Annotated in this window: 23 protein-coding genes; 5 read left to right on the top strand and 18 right to left on the bottom strand. The window is 57.0% G+C overall.

Annotated features, from left to right (window positions below; all coding sequences use genetic code 11):
• Window positions 1–23 precede the first annotated feature (23 nt).
• Window positions 24–998: an aldo/keto reductase gene (locus SK50_RS07260; protein WP_048229250.1), complete on the top strand. Its 975-nt coding sequence runs from the start codon at window positions 24–26 to the stop codon at window positions 996–998.
• A 90-nt stretch (window positions 999–1088) separates the two neighbouring features.
• Here the strand turns inward: SK50_RS07260 and thiL are convergent, their stop codons facing one another.
• The 5 genes from thiL to nrdR form a co-directional block, all read right to left on the bottom strand.
• Complete coding sequence (thiL, locus tag SK50_RS07255; protein WP_015571296.1) at window positions 1089–2060, bottom strand: thiamine-phosphate kinase; 972 nt, start codon at window positions 2058–2060, stop codon at window positions 1089–1091.
• A 78-nt stretch (window positions 2061–2138) separates the two neighbouring features.
• Window positions 2139–2558, bottom strand: coding sequence for a transcription antitermination factor NusB (gene nusB / locus SK50_RS07250; RefSeq protein ID WP_006809908.1), 420 nt, complete (start codon window positions 2556–2558; stop codon window positions 2139–2141).
• A 21-nt stretch (window positions 2559–2579) separates the two neighbouring features.
• Entirely contained in the window at window positions 2580–3050 is a 471-nt protein-coding gene (gene ribE, locus SK50_RS07245; RefSeq protein WP_003859098.1) for a 6,7-dimethyl-8-ribityllumazine synthase, read from the bottom strand.
• Window positions 3051–3137: 87 nt separating this feature from the next.
• Entirely contained in the window at window positions 3138–4241 is a 1104-nt protein-coding gene (gene ribD / locus SK50_RS07240) for a bifunctional diaminohydroxyphosphoribosylaminopyrimidine deaminase/5-amino-6-(5-phosphoribosylamino)uracil reductase RibD (RefSeq protein WP_032102871.1), read from the bottom strand.
• Between the two features lie 4 nt (window positions 4242–4245).
• Window positions 4246–4695, bottom strand: a complete 450-nt coding sequence (gene nrdR / locus SK50_RS07235; RefSeq protein ID WP_003859099.1) for a transcriptional regulator NrdR — start codon at window positions 4693–4695, stop codon at window positions 4246–4248.
• A gap of 152 nt (window positions 4696–4847) precedes the next feature.
• On the opposite strand from nrdR, the gene SK50_RS07230 reads away from it, so the two are divergent.
• On the top strand, window positions 4848–5387 hold the full coding sequence (locus SK50_RS07230; protein WP_003859100.1) for a SadB/YajI family lipoprotein: 540 nt from the start codon (window positions 4848–4850) through the stop codon (window positions 5385–5387).
• 268 nt (window positions 5388–5655) lie between these two features.
• Window positions 5656–6540, top strand: coding sequence for a nucleoside-specific channel-forming protein Tsx (locus tag SK50_RS07225; protein WP_026080602.1), 885 nt, complete (start codon window positions 5656–5658; stop codon window positions 6538–6540).
• Between the two features lie 88 nt (window positions 6541–6628).
• Here the strand turns inward: SK50_RS07225 and SK50_RS07220 are convergent, their stop codons facing one another.
• The 7 genes from SK50_RS07220 to queA form a co-directional block, all read right to left on the bottom strand.
• Window positions 6629–7309, bottom strand: a complete 681-nt coding sequence (locus SK50_RS07220; RefSeq protein ID WP_045344601.1) for a helix-turn-helix transcriptional regulator — start codon at window positions 7307–7309, stop codon at window positions 6629–6631.
• 10 nt (window positions 7310–7319) lie between these two features.
• Complete coding sequence (locus tag SK50_RS07215; RefSeq protein ID WP_017383165.1) at window positions 7320–7685, bottom strand: VOC family protein; 366 nt, start codon at window positions 7683–7685, stop codon at window positions 7320–7322.
• A gap of 138 nt (window positions 7686–7823) precedes the next feature.
• Window positions 7824–8795: a protein translocase subunit SecF gene (secF, locus tag SK50_RS07210; RefSeq protein WP_003859105.1), complete on the bottom strand. Its 972-nt coding sequence runs from the start codon at window positions 8793–8795 to the stop codon at window positions 7824–7826.
• 10 nt (window positions 8796–8805) lie between these two features.
• Window positions 8806–10653, bottom strand: coding sequence for a protein translocase subunit SecD (secD, locus tag SK50_RS07205; protein ID WP_017383164.1), 1848 nt, complete (start codon window positions 10651–10653; stop codon window positions 8806–8808).
• 27 nt (window positions 10654–10680) lie between these two features.
• Window positions 10681–11013 (bottom strand): preprotein translocase subunit YajC, encoded by a 333-nt coding sequence (gene yajC, locus SK50_RS07200; protein ID WP_003859109.1) that lies wholly within the window; start codon window positions 11011–11013, stop codon window positions 10681–10683.
• Window positions 11014–11035: 22 nt separating this feature from the next.
• On the bottom strand, window positions 11036–12163 hold the full coding sequence (gene tgt, locus SK50_RS07195; protein WP_015571303.1) for a tRNA guanosine(34) transglycosylase Tgt: 1128 nt from the start codon (window positions 12161–12163) through the stop codon (window positions 11036–11038).
• A 53-nt stretch (window positions 12164–12216) separates the two neighbouring features.
• A complete protein-coding gene (queA, locus tag SK50_RS07190; protein ID WP_006809916.1) occupies window positions 12217–13287 on the bottom strand; it encodes a tRNA preQ1(34) S-adenosylmethionine ribosyltransferase-isomerase QueA in 1071 nt (356 codons plus the stop codon).
• Between the two features lie 92 nt (window positions 13288–13379).
• Here queA and acpH point away from each other — a divergent pair, with 92 nt between their 5' ends.
• Both acpH and SK50_RS07180 read left to right on the top strand, forming a co-directional pair.
• Window positions 13380–13961 carry an ACP phosphodiesterase gene (acpH, locus tag SK50_RS07185; protein WP_015571305.1) on the top strand — a complete coding sequence of 194 codons (582 nt, stop codon included), beginning with the start codon at window positions 13380–13382 and terminating at the stop codon, window positions 13959–13961.
• Between the two features lie 127 nt (window positions 13962–14088).
• Entirely contained in the window at window positions 14089–14691 is a 603-nt protein-coding gene (locus SK50_RS07180; RefSeq protein WP_003859113.1) for a peroxiredoxin C, read from the top strand.
• 49 nt (window positions 14692–14740) lie between these two features.
• On the opposite strand, the gene SK50_RS07175 is transcribed toward SK50_RS07180, so the two are convergent.
• The 6 genes from SK50_RS07175 to phoR form a co-directional block, all read right to left on the bottom strand.
• A complete protein-coding gene (locus SK50_RS07175; RefSeq protein ID WP_040117263.1) occupies window positions 14741–16120 on the bottom strand; it encodes a DUF3999 domain-containing protein in 1380 nt (459 codons plus the stop codon).
• Window positions 16117–18726: a DUF2339 domain-containing protein gene (locus tag SK50_RS07170; RefSeq protein WP_048229249.1), complete on the bottom strand. Its 2610-nt coding sequence runs from the start codon at window positions 18724–18726 to the stop codon at window positions 16117–16119. The genes SK50_RS07175 and SK50_RS07170 overlap by 4 nt, the downstream gene beginning before the upstream one ends.
• Window positions 18727–18817: 91 nt before the next feature.
• Window positions 18818–20635 carry a maltodextrin glucosidase gene (gene malZ, locus SK50_RS07165; RefSeq protein ID WP_048229247.1) on the bottom strand — a complete coding sequence of 606 codons (1818 nt, stop codon included), beginning with the start codon at window positions 20633–20635 and terminating at the stop codon, window positions 18818–18820.
• A gap of 163 nt (window positions 20636–20798) precedes the next feature.
• Window positions 20799–22172, bottom strand: coding sequence for a proline-specific permease ProY (gene proY, locus SK50_RS07160; protein WP_017383160.1), 1374 nt, complete (start codon window positions 22170–22172; stop codon window positions 20799–20801).
• An 81-nt stretch (window positions 22173–22253) separates the two neighbouring features.
• Window positions 22254–23573, bottom strand: coding sequence for a branched-chain amino acid transporter carrier protein BrnQ (brnQ, locus tag SK50_RS07155; protein ID WP_003859118.1), 1320 nt, complete (start codon window positions 23571–23573; stop codon window positions 22254–22256).
• Window positions 23574–23982: 409 nt separating this feature from the next.
• Complete coding sequence (phoR, locus tag SK50_RS07150) at window positions 23983–25278, bottom strand: phosphate regulon sensor histidine kinase PhoR (protein WP_023303180.1); 1296 nt, start codon at window positions 25276–25278, stop codon at window positions 23983–23985.
• Window positions 25279–25291 lie beyond the last annotated feature (13 nt).

Raw genomic sequence — 25291 nt, 5'->3', positions numbered from 1 at the left:
GTTTAAACAGCAGGAGCGGAACCATGCAATACACGACATTAGGAAAAACGGACCTTAAGGTGTCCCGGCTTTGCCTGGGATGCATGACGTTTGGCGAGCCTGACCGGGGAAATCATGCCTGGACGCTGCCGGAAGAGAGCAGCCGCCCTATCATCAAGCGCGCCATTGACAGCGGCATCAACTTCTTCGATACCGCCAACAGCTACTCAGACGGCAGCAGCGAAGAGATTGTCGGCCGCGCCCTGCGAGATTTTGCCCGTCGTGATGACATTGTGGTCGCCACTAAGGTGTACTACTCGTCAGGCGATCTGGCGGAAGGCCTTTCTCGCGCGCAGATCCTGCGTTCCATTGATGACAGCCTCAGACGCCTGAACATGGATTACGTCGACCTGCTGCAAATCCACCGCTGGGATTACAACACCCCGATCGAAGAGACGCTTGAAGCGTTAAACGACGTTGTGAAAGCCGGTAAAGCGCGCTACATCGGCGCATCGTCCATGCATGCCTCACAGTTTGCCCAGGCGCTCGATCTCCAGGCGCAGCACGGCTGGGCGCGCTTTGTCACCATGCAGGATCACTACAACCTGATTTACCGGGAAGAAGAGCGCGAGATGCTGCCGCTCTGCTACCAGGAAGGCGTGGCGGTGATCCCGTGGAGCCCGCTGGCACGCGGAAGGTTAACCCGTCCGTGGGGGGAAACTACCGCCCGGCTGGTATCGGATGAAGTGGGTAAAAACCTGTATGACGATACAGAAGCCAGCGATGCGTTAATTGCCGAACGCTTAGCCGGGATCGCCGACGATATCGGTGCAACGAGCGCGCAGGTGGCGCTGGCGTGGCTGCTGAGCAAGCGCGGTGTCGCCGCGCCGATTGTGGGCACGTCGCGGGAAGAACAGCTGGATGAGTTGTTGAGTGCGGTGGACTTATCGTTGACGCCGGAGCAGATTGCCGAGCTGGAGACGCCGTATCAGCAGCATCCGGTGGTAGGGTTTAAGTAAACACTTGCCGGGTGGCGCTACGCTTACCCGGCCTACAAATAAAGTGCGATCGTAGGCCGGGTAAGGCGAAGCCGCCACCCGGCAAAACACTCACCCAAAGTGATCGTACCCTTTCCAGTCAAGCGTAACCGGGGCGCCGTCGCGGACAAACAGCAACCCTTCACTTTCCGGCATCACCTGCCCGATGCAGGTAAATTTCGCGCCGAGATGCGCTAGCGCCACATCCAGCGTCCCGCGATTCAGCTCAGGCACGGTGAAGCACAGCTCATAATCTTCTCCACCGGATAACGCCCAGCGCAGCGCCTGTTCAGGTTCGACATGGCGAAGCAGTTGCTCCGACAGCGGGAACAGATCCAGGTCAACGCGTGCGCCCACGCCGCTGGCCTTCAGGATATGGCCGAGATCGGAGATCAGCCCGTCAGACAAATCGATAGCCGAACTGGCCCGCTCGCGCAGCGCCTGACCGTGCAGAATACGCGGCGTTGGCCGCAGATGGCGCTTCACCAGATACGCCGCATCGTCAGCCTCTTCAACCGTTAAGCGATTCTGAAGGATAGCTAACCCCGCGGCGCTGTCGCCCGGCGTACCGGTCACGTAGAGCCAGTCGCCTGGTTTTGCACCCGAGCGCTTCAGCGCGCGCCCGGCAGGCACATAGCCGTGGATTGCCAGGGTCATGGACAGCGGACCGGCGGTGGTATCACCGCCAATCAGCTGCATATCGTAATAATTCAGCTGTTCAAACAGGGCATCGCTGAAGGCTTCAAGCCAGGCTTCATCCACCTCCGGCAGGGTCAGAGCCAGCGTCAGCCAGGCCGGGTCGGCGCCCATTGCCGCCAGATCGCTGACGTTCACCGCCAGCGCTTTATACGCCAGATCGGCAGGATCGATATCCGGCAGGAAATGACGCCCACACACTAAGGTGTCGGTGCTGATTGCCAGCGTCTGTTTTTCGGGAATATTGAGAAGTGCGCAGTCATCGCCAATGCCGGTTTCAACATCAAGACGAGAGGTTCTGACACGGTCGAAATAACGGGCAATCAGGGAGAATTCGCCGCATGCCATACGTTATGCCTCAGCAAATTAAATAAAAAAACCGGAGCCGCACTGCCAAAAAGGCAATGCAAGACTCCGGTTTGCGGATCACTTTTTGTGGGGACGGATCGCAGGTGCGGCTTTATCCAGCACGCCGTTAACAAACTTGTGGCTGTCTTCAGCGCCGAAGGTTTTCGCCAGTTCGATCGCTTCGTTGATGGCCACTTTGTACGGCACATCATCACGTTTAGACAGCTCAAACAGCGCGATACGCAACACTGCTTTTTCGACCTGGCCCAGCTCTTCGAGCAGACGGGACAGGTATGGCTTCATCAGACCATCGAGATACGCGCTATTAGTCGCCACTCCCGACAGCAGTTCACGGAAGTACAGAACGTCAACGTCTTTCACGTCCTGTTCTGACAGGAACTGGTATTCAACATCAGCGATGTCGTTCTGGGACAACTGCCAGGAGTAAAGTGCCTGGACGGCACATTCACGGGCGCGGCGACGAGCAGCAGGTTTCACGGAATTCCCCTTACAAAAAAATCAGGCCTTGATGGCTTTCAATACATTGATCATTTCAAGCGCGGTCAGTGCAGCTTCTGCACCTTTGTTACCGGCTTTAGTGCCAGCACGTTCGATGGCTTGTTCAATACTTTCGGTGGTCAGCACGCCGAACGCGACAGGGATTTCAGCATCCTGTGCAACGTGTGCCAGACCGTTGCTTGCACCGCCCGCAACGTATTCGAAGTGCGCAGTGCCGCCACGAATAACGGTACCCAGCGCAATCACCGCGTCGTATTTACCGGTTTTCGCCAGCGCGCCCGCTGCCAGTGGCAGTTCGTAAGCACCTGGTACCCAAACGACGGTAATGTTGTCATCTTTAACCTGGCCGATACGTTTCAGGGCGTCAACCGCACCTTCCAGCAGGCTATCGTTGATGAAGTTGTTGAAACGCGCAATGGTGATGGCGACGCGAGCGTCCGGGGTAGCTACAGCAGCTTCAATAATGTTCATACTCTTCCTTTACGGGTTCATTTGGCCCCGCAGGGGGGCGGATTTTATCATAATACTTTGCGCACTGCTTCCCTATTTCAGGAGCAATTACGCTGTCGTTAAATGGAGGCAGACATCCGGGCCTACCGGACGAATCTCGCTGAATGAGAGTTGCGGCGCATCGGCCAGTTTTTCAAGGCCGGGCAGCACAAACAGGCCGCGCGCGTCATTACCTAACAGTTTAGGCGCAACGTAGACGAGAAGCTCATCCACCAGCCCCGCCTGAAGCAGTGCGCCGGCGAGCGTCGGACCGGCTTCAACCCAGATGCTGTTGACCTGCTGTTTGCCGAGCAACATCATCAGCACCACGAGATCGAGATGCCCGTTATGTTCCGGCACCATAATGCTGCGCACGCCTGCCGGCCACTCGCGCGTATCTTCTTTGGTGCGGGCAATCCAGGTTTCACCCGGCTGCTGCACGATGCGGTGCTCCGGCGTCACGCGGTTCTGGCTATCAACAATAATGCGCAGCGGCTGACGCAGGTTCTCCTGCGGATAGAGCGCCTGCGTATCCGCATTCAGCTCTTCCCAGCGCACGGTCATGGCCGGATCGTCAGCCAGTACCGTTTCACTGCTGGTGAGAATAGCATGGCTTTGCGCGCGCAGACGTTGCACATCGCGCCTTGCCTGCGGCGAGGTGATCCACTGGCTCTCGCCGTTCGCCATCGCCGTGCGGCCATCCAGTGACGCGCCAAGCTTAAGCTGGATAAACGGGAAGCCGGTGCGCATACGCTTCAGGAAGCCTTTGTTGATGTTTTCGGCATCCTGCATCATCAGGCCGTGGCTGACGTCGATGCCTTCCTGTTGCAGACGATACAGCCCGCGGCCCGCCACCTGCGGATTAGGATCCTGCATGGCGGCGACAACGCGCGAGACGCCCGCCGCAATCAGCGCTTCACAGCACGGCGGCGTACGTCCGTGATGACTGCATGGCTCCAGCGTCACATAGGCCGTCGCGCCACGCGCTTTCTCACCCGCCATGCGCAGGGCATGCACTTCAGCATGCGGCTCGCCTGCGCAGTAGTGAAAACCTTCCCCCACGATCTCGCCATCTTTAACAATGACGCACCCGACATTGGGGTTAGGGTGAGTGGTAAACCGACCACGCTGCGCCAGCTTCATGGCTCGCGCCATGTACATCTCGTCGTGCATGGGCTTAATCCTGTAAGCGGGCGATCTCTTCGCCAAATTCTTTGATGTCTTCGAAGCTGCGGTAAACGGAGGCAAAGCGGATATAGGCGACTTTATCGAGCTTTTTCAGCTGTTCCATCACCAGATTGCCGATCATTTTGCTCGGCACTTCGCGCTCACCTAACCCCCGCAGATAAGATTTAATATGGTTTAACGCCATTTCGACGTCATCGGAGCTGACGGGCCGTTTCTCCAGCGCCTTGAGCATCCCGCTACGCAGTTTCTCTTCATTGAACGGTTCGCGCACATCGTTACTTTTTACCACGCGCGGCATTACCAGCTCTGCCACCTCGAAGGTGGTAAAACGCTCGTTGCACACCAGACACTGCCGACGACGACGCACGGAAGACCCTTCGCCTACAAGACGTGAGTCGATGACTTTGGTATCCACAGCGGAGCAAAATGGGCAATGCATACGATGTCCCTGTTATCTGGTTAACTGATTTCTATTTTACCCTGAACTGGCCCGACAACAAAGGAAGAGCTTTTTGAGACAAAGGATCTATGCCTGACGGCACTATCCTGTCTACCATTGTAGCAATCTGTGATTTCAAGGAATTAAACGCAATGACAAGACGTTACCTGAAAATAGTGCTGGTGGGGAGCCTGTTCACGCTCAGCGCCTGCGCACAGCAAAGCGAAGTCCGCGAGATGAAACAAAGCGTGAATACGCTTAACGTGGCGATGGACAAACTTAATAAAGAAACCGTGAAGATCACCCAGCAGAACGCGCTGAATGCCAAATCCAGCAATGGCGTTTATTTATTGCCAGGTGCAAACACGCCCGCGCGTCTGAACAGCCAGATTGGCACCCTAAAGATGTCTCTGGTGAATGTTGCAGCGAATGCCGATGGTACTCGCGCAACATTACGCATTCAGGGTGAGTCCAACGATCCGCTTCCCGCGTTCAGCGGCACCGTAGAGTGGGGCCAGATTCAGGGCACCACGGAGAGCTATCAGGAAGTGAACGTGAAGAATCAGCTCTTCACCGCCCCCGCCAGCACGCTGGCGCCGAGCGATGTTGATATCCCGCTCCAGCTGAGCGGACTGACCCCAGAACAGCTGGGCTTTATCCGTATTCACGACATTCAACCCGCCGCGCAATAACCCGCCCTTCTAGCGGAGTGAAATGTCACTCCGCTAACATTTACATTTCGTATGGATTGGCAACATAAATGATTGCCGCTACAATCCCGCCCGTCTAAAGTACGCAAACGTGAACGCAATCGATTACGTATGTGAGAGATATGTGAAACAACACATATTTTTGTGAGCAAGGATTCCTATAATAGGCTCCGCAGAAATACGAAATATTTAGAAACGCAATTCGCGCATTTTTCACTCCCGGAAGGGAATTTCAATCAGTGGCATGATTATGAAAAAAACATTACTCGCAGCCGGTGCAGTTCTGGCACTCTCCACCTCTTTCACTGTTAACGCAGCGGAAAACGACAAACCACAATACCTTTCCGACTGGTGGCATCAGAGCGTTAACGTTGTAGGCAGCTACCATACCCGTTTCGGACCGCAGATCCGTAACGATACCTACCTCGAGTACGAAGCATTCGCTAAAAAAGACTGGTTTGATTTCTATGGCTACATGGACGCACCGGTATTCTTCGGCGGTAACACCGACGCGAAAGGTATCTGGAACCACGGTTCCCCACTGTTCATGGAGATCGAACCCCGCTTCTCCATTGATAAACTGACCGGTACCAGTCTGGCGTTTGGTCCGTTCAAAGAGTGGTATTTCGCAAACAACTACATCTACGACATGGGTCGCAACAAGTCCGGTCGCCAGAGCACCTGGTACATGGGTCTGGGTACAGACATTGAGACTGGCCTGCCGATGAGCCTGTCCATGAACGTCTACGCAAAATACCAGTGGCAGAACTACGGCGCCGCGAACGAGAACGAGTGGGACGGCTACCGTTTCAAAGTGAAATACTTCGTGCCAATTACCCAACTGTGGGGCGGTAACCTGAGCTATATCGGCTTCACCAACTTTGACTGGGGTTCAGACCTGGGCGATAACGATTTCCGCGACCTGAACGGCAGAAAAGCGCGCACTAACGACTCCATCGCGTCCAGCCACATCCTGGCGCTGAACTACGATCACTGGCACTACTCTGTTGTTGCGCGTTACTGGCACAACGGTGGCCAGTGGAACGACGACGCCAGCCTGAACTTTGGCAACGGCGACTTCAGCGTTCGCTCTACCGGTTGGGGTGGTTACCTGGTCGTGGGTTACAACTTCTAATCAGTGCGGATTCCGCCCGGTGGCGCTACGCTTACCGGGCCTACGATCCGAATGTAGGCCGGGTAAGGCGTAGCCGCCCCCCGGCTTTTTACTGCCTCACCTTGCGCAAAAAATCTGCCAATGACCTGTCCGCACTCTCGCTAAACCGCCTCTCCGTCTGCACAATATTGAGGCATCGGTCGAGCCGGAAACAGCGGTAGTCATCGCGTCGCTCGCACCACGCAGCCAACAGCCAGTGCTCCCCCCAGAAGAACAGCCCAAGCGGCTGCACCTCACGCCAGGTTAACTGCCCGGCCTCATCACGATAATGCAGCGCCAGCACGCGCTGGGCGGAAATCGCCTGATGGATCACGTCGAAACCACTACGGGAATGGGGCTGAAGGGCAATATCCGGCGCGTAAATCCGCGTCTGCTCAGCTTTGCGGCGGCTCACTTCTGGCAGGATCGCCAGCACTTTTTCCTGGGCCGACTCCAGCTCGCGCGACAGCGATTCCCCGCCCCAGGTTTTGAGCAGGCGAATCGCCACCATCAGCGCCTCGGACTCTTTGTTGGTCAGCATCAGCGGGGGTAAATCAAAACCCGACATCAGCCGATATCCGCTTCCCGCCTCGCCTTCCACCGGCACGCCGGAGAGCGACAGGTCGCGGATATCGCGGTACACCGTGCGCTCGGACACGCCAAGCCTTTCCGCCAGATGCGCTGCCGTTGTCAGACGCCTGCCCCGAAGGATCTGCACAATCTGGAACAAACGGTCAGCGCGTCGGGTCATAGGTTTACTCTCATACCGGTTGATGGAGGCCGACGCGATTACCTTCGCTGTCGGTAAACAGGGCTATAGTGCCAATGCCTTGCGGCAGTTCCAGCGGGCCAAACACGCACTCACCGCCCGCAGAAGCAATACGATCGAGCGTGGCCGCCAGATTGTCAGTATGCAGGTAAATAATAGCGCCCTGCGAAGACGGTGTAACGCCGTCAAATTTCGCCAGCGCGCCGCCGGTGGCCGGATCCTCGTGCGGGAAAATCGCCAGATCAGCCACGTCCATCTTCTCGCGCCGCAGCGCGACCTGCATCACCGACTCATAAAATTTGATGGCGCGATCCATATCGGCGACCGGAATTTCAAACCAGTTAATAACACTTTTCATACGTCCTCCTGCCTGTTGTTAGGGTTCAGAAGGAGTCTACGACAGGGCTCCTGACAGCATACTGTCAGGAGTGTTTGTGAGATGCAGACAAAAAAAATCCCGGCCAACAGGCCGGGATTTCGATACTACATAAGACTCTTACGGCAGAATGGACGGCTGATCCGCCCCTTCTTTCTCGACTTTCTGCTGGATCAGATGCTCGCGCTTCATGCCCAGCTTCAGCGCCAGTGCGGACGCGACGTAGATAGACGAGGCCGTACCGATAGACACACCGATCAGCATGGTCAGCGAGAAGCCTTCCAGCACCGGGCCACCGAACAGGAACAGCATCAGGATCACCATCAGGGTGGTGCCGGAGGTGATCAACGTACGGTGCAGCGTCTGGGTCAACGACACGTTAAAGATTTCGTACGGCGTGCCGCGACGGATCTTACGGAAGTTTTCACGAATACGGTCAGATACCACGATACTGTCGTTCAGTGAGTAACCGATAACGGACATCAGGGATGCCACAATCGTCAGGTCAATCTCAATGTGGAACAGAGATAGTATGCCCATGGTGATCACCACGTCGTGCGCCAGGGCGATAACCACGCCTGCCGCCAGTCGCCACTCAAAGCGGAAACCAACGTAAATCAGGATCGAGATCAGCGCCACCAGCAGCGCCATCGCACCGGTCTGCGCCAGGTCAGCACCAACGCTCGGGCCGACAAACTCAATACGCTTAACCGTTGCATCCTGGCTGGTCGTTTCGTTAATAACCTGGACGACCTTGCTGCCCAGCTCCTGGCTGCCGTTGGCATCGTGTACCGGCGGCATACGCACCATGATGTCGCGGCTGCTGCCGAAGTTCTGTAGCAGCGGCTCTTCAAAGCCCGCTTTTTGCAGAGACTCACGCATCTGGTCCATATCGACCGGTTTTTCCAGGGTAATTTCAATCACCGTACCACCGGTGAAATCCAGACCCCAGTTAAAGCCTTTCACGCCCATAATGACGATGGACAAGATCAGCAGAAAACCTGAAATGCCGAAGGCCCAGTAGTCCCAGCGCATAAAGTCCCAGACTTTACGGCCGTGGTTCAATTGTTCAACAGTATATTCCTGTGCCACAACGCACTCCTCAGATAGACAGCTTTTTGACGCGCTTGCCGCCGTACAGCAGGTTCACGATGGCACGGGTGCCGACAATAGCGGTAAACATCGACGTTGCGACACCGATACCGGTAGTAATCGCAAAGCCTTTGATCGCGCCAGTACCCACTGCATACAGGATAAGAACCTTAATCAGTGTTGTTACGTTCGCATCGAAGATGGAGCTGAACGCCCCTTTGTAGCCTTCTTCAATCGCCTGCTGTACAGAACGACCGTTGCTCAGCTCTTCTTTGATACGTTCGTTTATCAATACGTTGGCGTCGACCGCCACCGCAAGGGTTAGAACGATACCCGCAATCCCCGGCATGGTCAGCGTCGCCCCCGGCAGCAGGGACATGATACCGATGATTAGCACCAGGTTGGCAATCAGCGCGGAGGTCGCAATCAGGCCGAACTTCTTATAGAAGAAGATCATGAAGATGATGGACACCGCCAGACCGGCCAGACACGCTTCCAGACCCTGTTTGATGTTCTGCATACCCAGGGTTGGACCGATGGTACGTTCTTCAACAATCTGAATTGGCGCAATCAGCGCACCGGCACGCAGCAGCAGAGAGAGCTGACGCGCTTCGTTCGGGTTGCTGATACCGGTAATACGGAAGCTGTTACCCAGACGAGACTGGATGTTGGCGATGTTAATCACCTCTTCCTCTTTCACCAGCACGGCACGGCCATTGGCGTCTTTCTTACCGCTGTCTTTGTACTCCACGAACAGGGTCGCCATCGGCTTGCCGATGTTGTCCTTGGTGAAGTTAGACATGATGTTGCCGCCTGCGCTATCCAGCGAGATGTTAACCTGCGGCTGGTTGTACTCATCCTGGCTTGAAGTGGAGTCGGTGATATGGTCACCGGTCAGGATCACGCGTTTGTACAGCACAACAGGCTGGCCTTCGCGGGTCTGTTTCACTTCAGAATCGCCCGGCACACGGCCTGAAGCCGCAGCAGCCTGGTCGACATTGGAGTTAACCAGACGGAACTCCAGGGTCGCCGTCGCGCCCAGAATCTCTTTCGCACGGGCGGTATCCTGGATACCCGGCAGTTCGACCACGATACGGTCAGCACCCTGACGCTGTACCAGTGGCTCAGCCACGCCCAGCTGGTTTACACGGTTACGCAGAATGTTAATGTTCTGCTGAACGGCGTATTCACGTGCTTCACTCAGACGCGCGTCGGTCATTACCGCACGCAGCTGGTTGCTGCCCTGAGAGGTGATCACCAGATCGCGGTGACGCTGAGACAGATACGTCACAGCCTGATCGCGTGCCGCGCTGTCGCGGAACGTGATGCTCAGGCCGTAGTTATCTTCTTTACGTACGGTGGTGTACGGAATGCCCTTATCGCGCAGATCGCTGCGCAGGCTGTCGATATTCTGTTCCTGTAGCTTGCCGAGCGCGGTATCCATATCCACTTCCATCAGGAAGTGAACGCCGCCACGCAGGTCAAGACCCAGTTTCATTGGCTCTGCGTTCAGCGCAGCCAGCCAGCGTGGGGTTGCAGGAGCAAGGTTAAGCGCCACGACATATTTATCACCCAGCACGCCCATCAGCGCTTCACGTGCGCGGAGCTGCGTGTCGGTGGTGTCGAAGCGAGCAAGAATTGCGCCCTCTTCCAGTGCCACAGACTTAGCGGTAATTTTTTCTTCTTGTAACGTTTTCTGGACCTGGATCAGCGTTTGCTCACTGGCGGCGACACCGCGCGCGCCAGTGATTTGAACGGCCGGATCCTCACCATACAGGTTGGGAAGCGCGTACAGCAGGCCGACGATAATCACGACGACCAGCATGATGTACTTCCACAAAGGATAACGGTTTAACACGGCAGTTCCCTTTGGGAAAAGTTGGGATTACAGCGCCTTCATGGTGCCTTTCGGCAGAACGGCAGCTACGAAGTCACGTTTGATAACCACTTCAGTGGTGTCGTTGAGGGCGATAGCAATGTAGCCGTTTTCCGCTACTTTGGTTACGCGACCCACCAGGCCACCATTGGTCAGGACTTCATCGCCCTTCGCGATGGAGTTCATCAGGTTTTTGTGCTCTTTAGTACGCTTCTGCTGTGGACGCAGGATCATGAAGTAGAAGATCAGACCGAACACAACCAGCATCAGAATCAGAGACATCGGGCTGCCCTGCGCTGGTGCACCCGTTGCTGCTACCGCATCAGAAATAAAAAAGCTCATTCAAATTCCCTCATTATTAAAATTAATCAACGTTCAACGGTGGAACATCCCGCCCCTGACGTTGGTAGAAATCGGTCACGAAGCTCTCTAATTTACCCTCTTCGATAGCCTTACGTAAACCAGCCATTAAGCGCTGATAATAACGAAGATTATGAATGGTATTGAGACGCGCCCCCAAAATCTCGTTGCAACGATCGAGATGATGCAGATACGCGCGAGAATAATTGCGACAGGTATAGCAATCGCACTCGGAATCGAGCGGGCTGGTGTCACTCTTATGCTTCGCGTTACGGATTTTCACCACGCCATCGGTAACGAACAGATGACCGTTACGCGCGTTTCGGGTTGGCATAACGCAGTCGAACATATCAATGCCGCGACGTACGCCTTCCACCAGATCTTCTGGTTTACCCACACCCATCAGGTATCGTGGTTTATCCGCCGGGATTTGCGGGCAGACATGCTCCAGAATGCGGTGCATGTCTTCCTTCGGCTCACCCACAGCCAAACCGCCGACAGCGTAGCCATCAAAGCCTATCTCTACCAGACCTTTAACCGAGATATCGCGTAAATCTTCGTAAACGCTGCCCTGAATAATGCCGAACAGCGCATTTTTGTTTTGCAGGGCGTCAAAACGGTCGCGGCTACGCTTCGCCCAACGCAGGGACATCTCCATGGAACGCTTGGCGTAGTCCCAGTCCGCCGGGTATGGCGTACATTCGTCGAAGATCATTACGATATCGGAGCCGAGATCGTACTGAATCTCCATAGACTTTTCCGGATCGAGGAAGATTGGATCGCCGTTGATCGGGTTACGGAAGTGTACGCCCTGCTCAGTGATCTTACGGATATCGCCCAGGCTGAAGACCTGGAAACCGCCGGAGTCGGTGAGGATCGGGCCTTTCCACTGCATGAAATCGTGCAGGTCGCCGTGGAGCTTCATAATCTCCTGGCCCGGACGCAGCCACAGGTGGAAGGTGTTGCCGAGGATAATCTGTGCGCCAGTGGCTTCAACTTCTTCCGGCGTCATTCCTTTTACGGTGCCGTACGTGCCCACAGGCATAAACGCGGGGGTTTCTACCACGCCGCGATCAAACACCAGACGACCGCGACGCGCGCGGCCATCGGTGGTATCGAGTTCAAATTTCATTTTTTCTCCGACGTCAGAAAAACAGTCCAACGTTGTAATACGGTGCCGCGGACTTATTCCCCGACACGCTCATTCAAAGCCTGCGGATTGTACGTGATAAACATCGCGTCACCGTAGCTAAAAAAGCGATATTTTTGTTCTACCGCAGACTTGTAGGCGTTCATCGTATGCTGATACCCCGCAAACGCGGAAACCAGCATAATCAGCGTCGATTCAGGCAGATGGAAGTTGGTCACCAGCGCATCAATGACTTTGTACTGATAGCCCGGGTAGATAAAGATCTGCGTATCGCCAAAGAACGGCTCAATCAGCTCGCTTTTCGCGGCCTGCGCAGCGCTCTCAAGGGAACGTACCGACGTTGTACCGACGGCCACGACGCGACTACCGCGCGCTTTCGCCGCCAGCACCGCATCCACCACCTCCTGCGGCACTTCGGCATACTCAGAGTGCATGATGTGGTCTTCGATGCTGTCCACGCGCACCGGCTGGAAGGTCCCCGCGCCGACGTGCAGCGTCACGAACGCCATCTCAATGCCTTTCGCGCGCAGCTTTTCCAGCAGCGGTTCATCAAAGTGCAGGCCCGCCGTTGGCGCCGCCACCGCGCCAGGCTTCTGGCTGTAGACGGTCTGATACAGCTCGCGGTCGGCCTCTTCGTCCGGGCGCTCAATATACGGCGGCAGCGGCATGTGGCCGATGGCGTTGAGGATATCGAGCACCGTGCGCTCGTCGTTGAATTCCACTTCAAATAGCGCGTCGTGACGCGCGGTCATGGTCGCTTTGATGCTCTCGTCATCCCCCAGCAGCAGTTCAGCGCCCGGCTTCGGCGCTTTAGAGGCGCGAATATGTGCCAGAATACGTTTATCATCGAGCATACGTTCGACCAGCACCTCGATCTTGCCGCCGCTGGCTTTACGGCCAAACAGACGCGCCGGGATCACGCGGGTATTGTTAAAGACCAGCAGATCGCCAGGGTTGAGCTTGTCGAGAAGATCGGTGAAAGTACCGTGCGTCAGCGCGCCCGTTGGCCCGTCCAGTGACAGCAAGCGACAGCTGCTACGCTCAGGCATGGGATAGTGAGCAATCAGGGATTCAGGTAGTTCAAAGGAGAAATCGGCGACGCGCATGACGTATACTCGTGACTTAAAAACAGGCGGCATAGTCTAGTGCTCACACCCTTTTGCTGCAACAACTAGCCGCCACCGGACAACGAAAACGCATGAATTTTCTCGCTCATCTGCATCTCGCTCATCTCGCGGACAGCTCCCTCTCCGGCAATTTGCTGGCCGATTTTGTACGTGGCAACCCCGCGGAAGCGTACTCCCCTGAGGTTGTCGACGGGATTTTTATGCACCGCCGCATCGACGTGCTGACCGATAACCTGCCGGAAGTGACGGAAGCCAAAGCCTGGTTCCGCCCCGAAACCCGACGCGTGGCGCCGATCACGCTCGACGTCATGTGGGATCATTTCCTGTCGCGCCACTGGTCCCGGCTGTCGCCTGATATGTCGCTGCCTGAGTTTGTGCGCTACGCCCACGCGCAGGTGTCGATCATTTTGCCGGACTCCCCGCCGCGCTTTGTGAATCTGAATAACTATCTCTGGTCTGAACGCTGGCTGGAGCGATACCGCGAGATGGATTTCATTCAGAACGTCCTGAACGGCATGGCGAGCCGTCGACCGCGTCTGGACGCGCTGCGCGACTCATGGCATGACCTGGATGAACATTATGATGCGCTGGAAACCCGCTTCTGGCAGTTCTACCCGCGTATGATGACGCAGGCGAAAAATAAAGAACTGTGAAGTCGGTTCGATTGATAGGTAAAAGCTGGTGGAACGATTGTTACCACCTCTTTGTCTTATTCCCGTACTGCCTCTATACTGGCCCGCGTTGCGTTCCAAATAACCTTAGTATCTACAGGAGAATCATATGGTTCTGGTAACTCGTCCGGCTCCGGATTTTACAGCTGCCGCCGTTCTGGGCAATGGTGAAATCGTTGAAAACTTCAACTTCAAACAGCACACCAACGGTAAAGCGACCGTTCTGTTCTTCTGGCCAATGGACTTCACTTTCGTTTGCCCGTCTGAGCTGATCGCGTTCGACAAACGTTACGAAGAATTCCAGAAGCGTGGCGTGGAAGTGGTTGGCGTCTCCTTCGACTCTGAATTTGTACACAACGCATGGCGTAACACCCCTGTCGAAAACGGCGGCATCGGTGCAGTGAAATACGCGATGGTTGCGGACATCAAACGCGAAATCCAGCAGGCTTACGGTATCGAACATCCGGACGCTGGCGTTGCACTGCGTGGTTCTTTCCTGATCGACGCGAACGGCATCGTTCGTCACCAGGTTGTGAACGATCTGCCGCTGGGTCGTAACATCGACGAAATGCTGCGCATGGTTGACGCGCTCCAGTTCCACGAAGAGCACGGTGAAGTGTGCCCGGCTCAGTGGGAAAAAGGTAAAGAAGGTATGGCGGCTTCTCCAGACGGCGTAGCTAAATACCTGTCTGAGAACGTATCCAGCCTTTAATCGGCACGGTTTACCAAAAAACCCGCGAATACGCGGGTTTTTTTATGGCTTATGCTGCGCCGTCTTTTTTTACCTCGCGCCAGATGCGCCATGCCATACCCGCAAGCACCATCACCCCCGCAATCAGTACGCCCCAGACCATCAGCGTTTTCATTCTGCTTTCCTGCTCAGCCGCAGACGTCGCGGTTAAACGCGCCTCGCCACCCAGCGGGACAGGTTCCAGCGTATCCGCCATCGGCAGGGCTGCCAGATCGTAGGTTTTACGCAGTTCGGTCGGGATCAGCATATCCGTCTCCACGCTCGCCGGTTTCGCAGCCCCGTTCCCCCACGCGAGCAGGTACGGCCCCTTCCCCTGCGCGTTAAACACCAGATCGTAGCGCACGCGTTGCCCGGTCACGCCAGGCAGGTTCTCAGGCAAACGCGCATTGAGGGTCTTGATTTTTACCGCCTCGACCAGTCCGCCAGGGAGCGGAACAGGTTCAGACGTTTTGCCGCCGAGCTGGTAGATCACCTCTTTTTTCAGCGTATGCCACCGATCCTTATCCGCCTCCCGCCAGGCTATTTCTGCCGGGAGAACACCGTCGCCATTCAGCATGAAGCCGATCGCACTCAGAGGCTGCGGATGTTTCCAGCGCCACACGGCTTCGCTTTCGGATAACCGCTCCCCCTCTCCCGCCAGGCTAATGTGCTCAGATTCCGGCTGTTCAGTCGCGTTAATCGCGTTGACGCCGGTTAACGTCAGGGCAGAACGCCCCGTGTTCAGCACCAGCAGCAGATAACGATTCGCCTCAGGCGATAACACCAGATCGGTATCGATGCGGTCGAGCTTCAGGCGATCCTGTCCACTCATCACGTCCAGCAGGGGCATCTCTTCGCGCAGGGTATACCAGTTTTTCAGATCCTCGCTGTAATAGACCGATGCCGTCCCCTGCCACGAGCCCTGCGGCGTGTCCCAGAAAAGCTGGAGCTGAGAGAGCGGAACCTCCGTCGCGTTTTCCGGCAGGGTCAGCAGATAGTGCTGTCCGGCAGCCGCTGCGTGTTGCCCTTCCAGCACAATTTCCACGCCGTTTCTGGCCCGTAGCATAATTTTATCGCCGCTGTCCTCTTCTCCGCCCGGCGAGGCGTTAAGCGCAAAGAGGCGCAGCGCCGTGGTGGTCGGTGCCGGCTGCGGACGCGTCGTGGTAACCAGGCTGAACGGTACCGGCTCGCCCGACTGATTAAACACGCGCACGTCGCGCAGATCGGGCGATGTGCTCTGCTGATAAACCGCCAGCGGCAGCATGACCCGATACCACGGCGAAGAGGCAGAGGTATCAAGGGACAGGCCATAGGCATAATCCCGCGGGGATTCCGCTGGCGCGCCCTCGCAGAATGCCGGACCGGCCACGGCCAGCAGTGCCGCACAAACAACCGCGTTCATCCATTTCATTTTTCTTCTCCTGCTTTAGGCGGTAGCGGCGAGAAATAGCCCACAATCAGGACCAGGATCGCCACGCCAATAAACGCGACGGCGCGCGCCAGGCCGCCACCGCCCGCGCTGTCCACCAGCATCAGTTTGAGCATGACCACCCCCAGTAGCGCCGCACCGCCAAGCCACTGCTGACGGGAGGCGTGACGGGTGGCGCGGATCATGACCACCAGCGCGCACAACATCCAGAACAGGGCAAAGGTGGTCTGAATAAGCCGCGAATGCCACAACGACTCCCAATTCCAGGCCACCTCGCCGTACCACGCCAGCGCGCGCAGCAATGCGCCGTTAAGCCACCAGAAACCCAGGGCCATCAGCACAACGGCGGGCCACGGACGGGACTGCGCAAGCGATGCCGGATAGTAGCGATCCACTTCCCGATAAAACACCACCAACCCCAGCAGCGCGAACGCCGCCCCTTCCTCAAGCGGGTTCACCAGCGGCAGCCATGTCTGTTGATAGACCACACCGTCCTGCAAATTGGTCACGACCAGCAATACCACCAGCGCCACAACCACAGGGATCGCGGCAAGGCAGGCGTAGAGCGCAGGCCATACCCGGAACGGCCACCCGCGACGCCGTACGGCCGCGGAGAGCGCCATAATCACCCCACCGCCAACAGCCATCGCAATGCCGCTTCCCCAGGCCGCCATGCCCCACGGCAGGGAGCGGGCAAACCAGTAAAGCTCGGCGGCTATGGCGAGTAAAATCATCCACACCAGCGACAGATGCAGTCCCATTGAGATGCGCGGCAGAAGTTTATCTTCGTCGCGCCGCAGCAGCATCAGGGCGGCAGGCAGCGCAATAGCCCAGGCCAGATTTGCCCAGCCGGCCGCCAGGATTTGCTGTTGCCAGATCTGATACAGCACCATCAGCAGCATCACCGGCCACAGCAGCCATTTGCTGGCATCCAGCTCCCGCCACGCCAGACGAGCGGCAGCCTGCCGCCATCCCCAGGCCGACGCCGCCGTCAGCGCCATTACGCCTTCCAGAACCGATAACTCCTGCTTCAGGAACAGCTGCGACGCGCCCAGCTGCGCCACTAACCAGAACAGCAGCCCACCGGCCAGCAATGCCCAACTGCCCGGCTGTGCGATTTTCTGCCACAGCCAGGCCGCAGCCAGCCAGCAAAGACTGAGCACTGCGAAAATAAGCAGCAGGCTCAACGAGGTGACGCCGTCCATTTGCGCCCATATCGCGCTGCCGAGCGCCAGCACCAGCAGCGCCGTCCCGCTATAGCTCATGCGCCGCTGCTGCTGTTGCACGCCCAGCCAGAGAATACCCAACCCTTCCAGCGCCCAGGCCATCGCCGTCCAGCGCGCTGAAAGCGCCAGCGGTATGGCAAGCGTGGCAAACCCGCCGCCGATCGCCAGCGCCGCCATAACCAGTGGCCGCCCGACAGACGGATAGCGTCGCAGTGCGAGAAACGCCAGTGAGAGATAAAACGCACCATAGCCCAGCGCGCTGAGCGCCGGGCCGTACGTCCAGTGAGACGTCATGCCATACTGCATCCCAAAACCAATCAGCGGCGGAGCAAACAGCAGTGCGCCGTCAATAATCTGTTTGCCTTTTTCCTGCGCCCGCAGCGACAGCGCCACGCTAAACACGCCAAAAATAAGCGTATTGGCAATCAGGAACAGCTGACAGATAGCATAGTCTTCAGGCTGGTAGTCGCTCAGCCCCCATACCCCGCCAACGCCAAACGTGAAGAGCAGCCCGAGCAGGTTGAGCTCGCGCCAGTGCTGCCAGATGCTGATGGCGAGAATGCCGATGGAAAGCATGAGATAGAAGGAGAACAGCGCCACAACGCTGCCGCCTCCGGTAGACAACAGCAGCGGCGCAAGGTATCCGCCGAGGCTCGCCAGCATGGCAAGGCTCAGCGCCTTTTGCAGCACGGCCAGCCCGACGCTCGCCGCGCAAATCACCACCAGCAGCGCAAACGCCAGCGTCATCGGCAGCATTTGCCACAGCCGGAATGCGCCAAAGACGGTCAGATAAAGCACGCCGGTCGCCCCGCCCTGGAGGATCAGCGCGTAGATCCGCTGCCTGTGCCGCAGCCGCCATCCAACGGCCAGCAGAACCATGGCAAACAGCGCCGTGGCGGCAAGACGCAGCTCAATCGGAAACAGTGAATGTTCAACGGTATAGCGCAGCAGGAAAGAGAGGCCGAGGAAGAGCAGTACAATCCCCAGTTTTGCCAGCGGATTGCCCTGCATAAACCAGCGCGTCAGCGAGGACAGGATGCCGCCAAAGGCGGAAGGCCGTTTTGCCGCCGGTACAAGCGCTGGTTCTGCTTCAGTGACGGGCGGTTCGGGACGCCAGGGATCGACAGGTGGGGTAACGGCTTCTGCCACCGACGCTGGCGTCTCCACCGGCGCGGCGGTCTGCACCGGCTCCGGCGCTTTCTCAGTGACACCGCGCTGCTCAAGCGCCTCAATGCGCTGGCGAAGCCGGGCGATCTCCTGCCGCGCCGCCGTGCTTCGGTTAAAACCTATCACCGCGAGCACGGGTGCCACGACCAGCGCAAAAACCAGGAACAAACAGCCAAGGATGTAAAGCTCGTCCATGTTTCCACCTTCACCGTAAACGATCCGCTAAGATTGACACAAATCGTTGCATTTGCGCCATCTTAAAAGGTGAAAACCATTCTGCCTGCGCTTAGCTGCCGAACCAGACCGCAGCGGAAATCGCGGGCAGCGTGAGCACGCTCTCCTGGAACGTCGCTTTACCCTCTTTGATCTTCCACGTTTTACCGGCCAGCAGCGGTGAATCTTCCAGCACCACTTCACACGCCTCGCCCCGGTTGATCGCCACCAGCACACGCTGCTGGTTATAGACGCGGACAAACACCACCACGTTATCGTGGGCGTACATCACCTGACAGCCCCCGTAGCGCAGGGCCTGACTCTGCCTGCGCAGCGTCGCCATACGCTGGTACAGGCTGAGCAGATCCTGATCCTGTTTTTCACTCTCCCACGGGAAGGTTTTACGGCAGAACGGATCGTTATTCCCCTCCAGCCCCACTTCATCGCCATAGTAGATGCAGGGTACGCCCGGCCAGGTAAAGAGCCAGGTCACCGCCAGCGGCAGACGCGCCACATCTTTACCCAGCAATGATTTAAAGCGCGCGGTATCATGGCTGTCGAGCTGGTTAAACATCCGCAGCTGCTGCTGATGCGACAGGCCAGCGCGATAGTTTTCCATCCACGCCATGCAGGTTTCGGCGTCGATATGCTGCGGATCGTAAGAGATATCGGTGTTAGCGAGGAAACCCCACAGCGGGAAGGTGAAGCCGCGATAGTTCATCGCCGCGTCTTCTGCATCAGCCTGCAACCACTGACGCGCGTCGCCAAAGTGCTCCCCGAAGACGAACGCTTCCGACCGGGCCGCTTTTGCCGACCGGGTAATGGCGGCGACATGTTGAAGGTTATTCCGCGCCCCGCCTGATTCACCCAGCATATGCACCACGTCCAGCCGCCAGCCGTCCATGTTCCACGGCGCTTTCAGCCAGTGGCGCACGATGCTGTCGTCGTCGCCGTAGATCTCATTCACCAGCGATGGCGACTGGAAATCGAGCTTCGGCAGGCTCGGGTAGCCCAGCCAGTCCAGGGCGCGGCCATTCTCATCAAAACTGTACCAGTCACGCTGCGGTGAGTCCGGATTATGGCATGCGCCGCTCATCGACTGATTATGACGGTCAAACCACGCGTGCGAATCACTGCTGTGATTGAACACGCCATCAAGGATCAGGCGCATACCCTCTTTTTGCGTGTTGTGCCGCAGCCGCAGCAGCGCCTCGTCACCGCCAAACTGCTCGTCAACGTGGCGATAATCCTGCGTATCGTATTTGTGCACGCTTGGCGCTTTAAACACCGGGTTCAGGTACAGCGCCGTGACGCCGAGCGTTTTCAGGTACGGCAGTTTTTCGCTGATACCGTCGAGATCGCCGCCGTAAAAGGTCGATCCCCCCGCCTGGGCGGTCAGCGGCTCGTCCCATTTGTTCAGAATAATGTCGTGACCGACCGCATGATGGTAATAAACCTTGTCCTGATCGGCGTTGCGCTTTTCGCTGCGCGCAAAGCGGTCCGGGAAAATCTGGTAAAAGACCTGATCGTTAACCCACTGCGGGCCGTTATCCGGGTGATCCACGGTAAACTGCTCCAGCCGGGCCGGAGGAAAACGGCTGAAGCCCTGCGGGGTAAACCACAGCTGCCGGTTGTTCCACAGCAGCTTGAAGCCGTAGCGGCGACGCGGCTGCCCGCTGCGCAAATCGATATTTGCCCGCCACGCCGTGACGCCCGGCTGCGGCTGGCTGCGCACTTTGTGCATTTTCAGCGACGTTTCTTCGTTATCCACTTCGGCGCGCAGGGTCACACGTTCAGGCTGATTGTCCCCTGCCAGCCAGAGCGTAATCACAAGGTTGTCTTTGTTTTGCTTAACAAATGGGGCAACCGGAAGGTGCCAGGCGTTTAACATCACGAATCCCCTTTGATGAAATTGACGTCACCTTGCCACAGGGTGATTAAAGATAGCTCATCGTGTTCGGGATTATTGGGGGAGGAGAACGGAGGAGGAGATTTTTTCCAGGGCAAAAGGGAGTGTAGGCCGGGTAAGCGCAGCGCCACCCGGCATTTTTACCTTACTGTGCTTCCGCCAGCTGACGATCGCGGCGACATTTAAACATCCAGCCCACCAGCAGCAGGACGATCCACGCGAAGCCCACGTACAGGGAAATACGGGTATCCGGGTGATAACCAATCAGGCCAATGATGAAGACCAGGAAGATGAGACCGACAATGGTCGTTGGCACGCCGCCCGGCACTTTAAACTTCAGCGCTTTGGCCTCTTCTGGCGACAGGCGGCGACGGAACGCAATCTGCGACAGCAGGATCATGATCCACACCCACACCGTCGCAAAGGTCGCCAGTGACGCAATCACCAGGAAGACGTTCTCCGGCATGATGTAATTCAGGTAAACCGAGAACAGCAGCGCCACGGTCATGACCAGCACCGTTACCCACGGGGTGCCGCGACGCGACGTTTTGGCAAACACCTTCGGCGCACTGCCCTGCTCCGCCATGCCGTGCAGCATACGACCCACGCCGAACACGTCACTGTTGATGGCCGACAGCGAGGCGGTCAGTACCACAAAGTTGAGAATACTGGCGGCAAACGCAATGCCCATATGCTGGAAAGTCAGGACAAACGGGCTGCCGTTGGTGCCCACCTGGTTCCACGGGTAGATGGACATAATCACAAACAACGTGCCCACGTAGAACACCAGGATACGCATCGGCACCGAGTTGATGGCGCGCGGAATGGACTTCTCCGGATCTTTCGCTTCCCCGGCGGTGATGCCGATAATCTCAATACCGCCATAGGCGAACATGACCATCTGGAGCGACATGACCATCCCGAGCCAGCCGTTGCTGAAGAAGCCGCCGTTGCTCCACAGGTTATGGATGCCGGTTGGCTGCCCACCGTTGCCGATACCCCAGATGATGATGCCGAAACCGGCGAGGATCATGATAATAATGGTCGCGACCTTGAAGAAGGAGAACCAGAACTCCAGCTCGCCAAACACCTTCACGCTCATCAGGTTGACGGCGCAGATGATCAGCACCACGCTCAGTACCCAGATCCAGTGCGGCACGGCGGGGAACCAGACCCCCATATAGATGCCAAACGCCGTCACATCGGCAATGGCGACAATCAGAATTTCGAAGCAGTAAGTCCAGCCGGTGATAAACCCGGCCAGCGGGCCTAAGTTTTCTTGTGCATAGCGTGAAAACGAGCTGGCAGACGGGTTGTGAACCGACATCTCCCCCAGCGCACGCATGATGATATAGGCCGCCACGCCGCCGATGATGTAGGCCAGCAGAACGCTTGGACCGGCCATTTTGATGGCATCTGCCGAGCCATAAAAAAGACCGGTGCCGATAGCCGAGCCCAGCGCCATAAAGCGGATGTGGCGGGTGCTCAATCCACGTTTAAGTTTGTTAGTGCTTTCCATTAAAATCTTGCCATTCAACACGAAAAAAACAAAAAACCACGGGGCCTTAAGCCCCGTGGTTAAACAATTTGTTGCCGTTGATTAATGGGCGTTGGATGTCACCTGACGCCCTGCCGCACGGTCCCAGATAATCGCCAGAACCAGCGCTACAACGGAAGGCATCAGCCAGGCCAGGCCCTGCTCGGACAGCGGCAGACGCTGTGTCCAGGCTGGCAGGATTTCTGCAAATGCTGATGCTTTGATCCCGTCAAGGATACCAAAAATCAGGCTGATAAACATGGCCGGCGCAATAATTCGCGTCGAGTTATGCCACCACGGGCGGGTGAAGCTCAGCACCACCAGCACGATACATGGCGGATAGATCGCCGTCAGCACCGGAATTGACACCTGAATCAGGTGGCTCAGACCGAGGTTTGACACCGCCATGGAGAAGATGCCGAGGATAAACACCAGCGTGCGGTAAGAGAGCGGCAGATACTGGGCGAAGAACTCCGCGCAGGCGCAGGTCAGACCCACCGCCGTCACCAGACAGGCCAGGAAAATCAGCGCCGCCAGCAGCATGCTGCCTGCACCACCAAAGGTGTGCTGCACGTAAGCATGCAGGATCGCCGCGCCGTTTGCGCTCTGATCGACCAGCGTTGCGCTATCTGAACCCAGACGGAACAGCGCCAGATACAGCAGCGTCAGGCCGACACCGGCCATCAGGCCAGCCCAGATGGTGTAGCGAGTCAGCAGACGCGCTTCGGTCACCCCGCGGGAACGCGCGGCGTTAACGATAACGATACCAAACACCATCGCACCCAGCGTATCCATTGTCAGATAGCCGTTCACAAAACCGTTTGAGAACGCCGCGTTCTGATAAGCGTCCATCGCGGAGCTGATGGGCCCCGCAGGCCAGACGATGGCCGCAACCGCCAGCACGATCAGCGCCACAATTTTCAGCGGTGCCAGGAAGTTACCCACGGTATCCAGCAGTTTGCCGGGATAGAGAGAAACCAGTATCACGATGGCGAAGTAAATGAGGCTGTAAATAAACAGCGGCATCGCGCCGTCACCGGTCAGCGGGGCGATACCCACTTCAAAGGAGACGGTCGCCGTACGCGGGGTCGCGAACAGCGGGCCAACGGCCAGATAGCAGACGGTTGCCAGCAGAACGCCAGCCACTTTGCCAATCGGGGTGCTGAGGCTGTCCACACCGCCACCGACTTTCGCCAGCGCGATAACGGTCAGTACCGGCAGGCCCACGGCAGTAAGCAGGAAGCCAAACGCAGCCGTCCAGACGTGTTCACCCGCCTGTAAGCCAACCATTGGAGGAAAAATGATGTTACCTGCGCCAACGAACAGCGCAAATGTCATAAAGCCCAGCGCGATAATGTCACGCGATTTCAAGTGATGGGTCATAAAACCTTACTGCCTGTGGATGTGGTGTTGAATACGTTGAGATTTTCGCCATCCCTCACGGGACGATACAGCGGAAAATTTGCTCAATTTCAGCGGGATATGCTCCCGTCCTGGCGTGGCGAAGAATAGTTTTTCGATTTACCACGCAAATACAGTCGGTCTGACAGTATATGGGGGGCAATTTAAACGCTTATAACGTTTAAAGGCAAGAAGGGATCGTAAAACCAGAACAATATGCCAGCATGAAAATGCAGACCAACATAATATGCCATGTATAAGAAAAACTCATGGCTAATCATGCGAACAAAAAAGCACCAACCGTATAATATTCATCCGCGTTTCGCTTGACTGCAAAGCAAACGGGCCAGCATTCGCTGGCCCGTGGAAAGGTAGCCTGACACATCTGCCGTCAGGCGCTCTTTTTGGCAATTAATCGTTCCGGAATCACGAAGCTAAAGCGCGTGCCCTTCCCGAGGGTGCTTTCGATATTGAGCCGGCTTTCGTGGTGGCTGACGGCATGCTTCACAATTGCCAGCCCCAGTCCGCTCCCGCCGGTCTGCCGCGAGCGCGCCTTATCCACCCGGTAGAACCGTTCGGTGAGACGCGGGAGGTGTTCAGGCCCAATCCCCGGTCCGTTATCCTCGACGCTAAACTCAGCGCCCGCCGGGGTATGCTGCCAGCGCACCGCGATATGCGTTCCTTTCGGAGTATGATTCACGGCGTTATAGACCAGGTTTGAGATAGCGCTTCGCAGCTCATCTTCACTGCCGAGCACTTTCAGCGTGTTATCAACGTCAAAACTCAGGGTGTGCTGATTATGACTCAGCGTTTGGGCTTCGCGCTCCACCACCCGCAACATCATCGGCACATCAATGATGTCGTTTAGCGCCAGCGACGGGGCAGCCTCAATTTTTGAAAGCGTCAGCAGCTGTTTGACCAGCCCTTCCATGCGGAACGTCTGCTCCCGCATGGTATGCAGCGCTTTCTCACGCGGCGGCCCCTCAAGCGTTTGCTCCTGCATCATCTCCAGGTAGCCCTGAAGCACCGTCAACGGCGTACGCAGCTCGTGGCTGACGTTGGCAAAGAAGTTACGTCTCGCGCCCTCAAGCTGGTGCATCTGGGTAACGTCCCGCGCCACCATCAGCCACTGCCGATCGCTGTAGGGCATCACGCGGATTTCCAGATGGCGACCGTTATTGAGCTTCAGATTGTGCGGGCGCGAAAAATCCCGCTTTTTCAGATACAGCGTGAACTCGGGATAACGCAGAAGGTTCAGGATGTTCTGACCATTATCATCCGGCCAGCGCAGGCCCAGTAGCTGTTGCGCGAGGCCATTACACCAGAAGATTGTCCCTTCTTCTGTCGTCAGGATCACCGCGTCCGGCAGCGACTCCGCACCGCTGCGAAAGCGTTTGATCAGGCTTCCCAGCTCACGACGGCGCTTTTTGTTACGCATCTGCATCTGGTGCAGGCCGTAGAGTAGCGGTTCCCAGCTCCCGCTTCCCGGCGGGGGTGTCATACTTCTGTCGACCCACAGCCACCAGGAGAGACGCAGTAAATTCCAGAAATGCCAGACGAGCAATCCCGTCACGGCCACCAGTAAAAACCACGGCAGATAGCCAAAGATAGCCCCCAGAATGAGGGCCGGAATGCAGCATAAGATCAGTTCAAAGACGAGCCTTTTCCATGACAGACGTTCCAGCACGCGTCACACTCCT

This window comes from Enterobacter sp. BWH64, assembly GCF_001037645.1.
GTDB lineage: Bacteria > Pseudomonadota > Gammaproteobacteria > Enterobacterales > Enterobacteriaceae > Enterobacter > Enterobacter hormaechei_C.
This window is presented reverse-complemented; position numbering and strand designations above follow the sequence as displayed.